Annotated in this window: 3 protein-coding genes and 1 pseudogene; 2 read left to right on the top strand and 2 right to left on the bottom strand. The window is 68.6% G+C overall.

What is annotated here, in order from left to right; genetic code table 11:
• Together EN781_RS29960 and EN781_RS29955 are read left to right on the top strand one after the other, a co-directional pair.
• Positions 1-244 (top strand): annotated as a pseudogene (locus EN781_RS29960) (glycosyltransferase family 2 protein); the annotation flags it as partial.
• A complete protein-coding gene (locus EN781_RS29955; protein WP_189347933.1) occupies positions 244-1,716 on the top strand; it encodes a nucleotidyltransferase family protein in 1,473 nt (490 codons plus the stop codon). The pseudogene EN781_RS29960 and the gene EN781_RS29955, both read left to right, overlap by 1 nt.
• A gap of 22 nt (positions 1,717-1,738) precedes the next feature.
• On the opposite strand, the gene EN781_RS29950 is transcribed toward EN781_RS29955, so the two are convergent.
• Complete coding sequence (locus EN781_RS29950) at positions 1,739-2,485, bottom strand: ferredoxin reductase (protein WP_126056939.1); 747 nt, start codon at positions 2,483-2,485, stop codon at positions 1,739-1,741.
• Positions 2,482-2,890: molybdopterin-dependent oxidoreductase (locus tag EN781_RS29945; RefSeq protein ID WP_127400615.1), on the bottom strand; the 409-nt coding region annotated here is incomplete at its 5' end. The genes EN781_RS29950 and EN781_RS29945, both read right to left, overlap by 4 nt.

Genomic DNA, 2,890 nt, shown 5'->3' with positions numbered 1-2,890 from the left:
CGAGGTAGCCGAGGCGGTCGGGCCGATCGTCGATCCGCCGGGTGGCCGCGGCGAGATGATCGACTGGATCGCCAGGGCGCGCGAGGCGGGCTTCGTGCTCGACATGCTGGACGAGGTGCTGGCGCTCAGGCGCATCAGGCCCGGCAGCCTGTCCTATGGGCGCGACGCGCGCGACCGCGGCTATCTGGAGGTGGTCCGCGCCGCCATGCTGCGCCGCGCGCAGAACAGACCGGGCTCCGGCTGATGGCCAGGATACGTTCCATCGGCCGTCGCTTTCCCGACTATGGCTGGTCCTGGCCGACCGGCAAGCTCGACCAGTTGCTCAAGGCCGCGCTCCTGCCCGACGAGGACGCGGCCAGCCCGCACGCGGCGCGCTGGCTGGACGAAAACGATATCGACCTCGTCTCCTTCCGGGAGCACCGGCTGCTCGCCGCGATTTCCGACCGCTTCGGCCGCAAGCTCGCCGCCCATCCCGCCTATCCGCGTCTTGTCGGGCTGCAGAAGATGCTGTGGACCAAGTCGCGCCTGGCCATGCGCGAAGCCGAGCCGGCGCTGAAGGCAATGGTGGAGGCGGGCGCGCCGGTCATGCTGATCAAGGGCGCCAGCCGCATCGCCGTGAATGCCTCCGCGCAGCGTGGCCGCGTGGCGCACGACATCGACATATTGGTGCGCCCTCAGCACATGCGGGTTGCCTTCGACGTGCTGCGCGATCGCGACTGGCAGATCGCCAGTGGCGTCAGCCCGTCCTATCTTAGGACACGGCTGGCATCGCTGCGCTCGATGAATTTCTTCAAGGGCAATTTCGGCGACATCGACCTGCACCAGCTCGCCTATGACGGATCGCAGCAAAGCGCCGAGGATGACCTGGCGATCTGGCGGCGGGCGATCGCGGCGGAATTCAGCGGTGTCGGCGTCTTCGTGCCGTCGCCCGCCGACCGCATCGCGCTCGCCATCGCGCATGGTGGGCTCGATGCCCACACCCACAGCGACTGGCTCGTCGATTGCGCGGTGGCCATCCGCGGCGGCGACGCCGACTGGGATGTGTTCCTCGACGTGATCGCCAGGCGCGGCCTCGCCGTCGCCGCTGCGGTGGCGCTCTCCTATCTCGCGCTCGAGATCGGCATTCCGGTGCCTGAAACGGTGCTCGCCAGCACGATCGGCATGGCCGACCGCTCCGGCCTGTCGCGGCTGTCCTCAGTGCTGCAGGCCAAGCCGCGCACCGATTTCGGCGGGCTTACCTGGCTGTCGCGCGGCTTTGCCAAGCAGTTGCGGCTGAAGCGCAAGAGCGGCCGGTTGCGCCAGGACGAACCGGACGTCGTCTGGCGCGGCAGGCGGGTGGCCGGTAGGGCGAAGAGGCAATCATCGCCTTTCGTGATGTCGCAGGCAATCGACTGTCCCGACCCGGGCGGCGAGATCATGCTGGAGGTGACGGTCCGGATCGCCGTGCCGCCGGTGCGCCGCCGCATCGAGATGGAGATCAACGGCGATGGCCGGCATGTCGCCCGTTTGCGCGCCCTGGCGATCAGCCGCGCCGGCGGGGAACGGGTGCTGCGCTTTCGCGGCAAGGTGGCGCTCGACCCGACGGCGGGGCGCACGCTGGTGATCGAGGCGCGGCCATCCCGCCAGTTCCGCACCTGGGACGACGAGACCGCCGTCGCCACCTATGGCGCGCTGCCCTTCCAGCTCGTCTCGGCAAAGTTCTCGCCGGTTTCCTGACAACGACCTCCTCGCGGCCTGCTCAAACGCCGTAGCGTTCCGTGCGGATCAAGCCAGCCGGCACGTCGGCATCGATGAGCGCCTGGGCGGCGGCCGAGACGAAGGCATTCGAGCCGCAGACGAAGGCGAGAATCGGTGGCTTGGGCAGCCGCTCCATGGCCTGCACCATCATCGCGGCGTCGATGCGCCTGGAATAGTCCGAGGCTCGCTGGGCCGGCTCGCGCGTCAGCGTCAGCACCAAGTCGAAGCCGTCGCGCCGGTCGTCGAGGCCGATCAACTCGTCGCGGAAGATCACCTCGTCCCAGACCCGCGCCGAAAACACCAGAGCGACCGGCGCGGCCGATTTCCGCACGCTGCGGTGACGCACCATCGCCATCAGCGGCACCACGCCTGAGCCGCCGCCCACCAGCAGGATCGGCCCGCCATCACCGGCCGACCAGATGAAATGGCCGCCGAGCGGCCCGCGCAATTCGATCTCGTCGCCGACCGCCGCAACCTCGTGGAAGAAGGGCGACACCTCGCCATCCTCGAGCCTCTCGATCGCCAGCTCGACCGTGCCGGCGCTCTCCGGCGCCGAGGCAATGGAGTAGGAGCGGCGCGCCTGATAGCCGTCCGGCGCCGTCAGCCTGACGTCGACATGCTGTCCGGCCAGGTGGAGGAAAGGCCGCGACAGCTTGAAGAAGAAGCTCGTGACACGCGGCGTGCGTTTCTCGATGCGCACGATCCTCGCCGTCTGCCAGGGCGATTGCGCGGCCGAGGCCTCGCTCATGGATCGCCCGAATAGCGCTGTTCGCGCCACGGGTCGCCATAGATATGGTAGCCGCGCAATTCCCAGAAGCCCGGCTCGTCGCGCTCGGTGAACTGCAGCCCGTTCAGCCATTTCGCCGACTTCCAGAAATAGAGATGCGGCACAAGAAGCCGCGCCGGTCCGCCATGGTCCGGCGTGATCGGCTTGCCCTCGTAGAGCAGCGCCACCATCGCCTTGCCGTCGAGCAGATCCTTGGCCGGCACATTGGTGGTGTAGCCGTCGAACGAGAGCGCCAGCGTGTAGGCGGTCGGCGGCGCGATGCCGGCATCGGCGAGGATGTCGTCGACCAGCACGCCTTGCCAGGCGGTGTCGAACTTGGTCCAGGCGGTCACGCAATGGATGTCGCGCGTCATCCTGGTCAGCGGC

It is taken from the genome of Mesorhizobium sp. M4A.F.Ca.ET.090.04.2.1 (genome assembly GCF_003999085.1).
GTDB lineage: Bacteria > Pseudomonadota > Alphaproteobacteria > Rhizobiales > Rhizobiaceae > Mesorhizobium.
Note: the sequence above shows the minus strand (reverse complement) of the source record. Positions and strands in the feature narration are given on the sequence as shown.

Coding starts and splice junctions, on each gene's coding strand:
- EN781_RS29950 (WP_126056939.1), bottom strand. CDS start 2,485: ATGAGCGAGGCCTCGGCCGCGCAATCGCCCTGGCAGACGGCGAGGATC.
- EN781_RS29955 (WP_189347933.1), top strand. CDS start 244: ATGGCCAGGATACGTTCCATCGGCCGTCGCTTTCCCGACTATGGCTGG.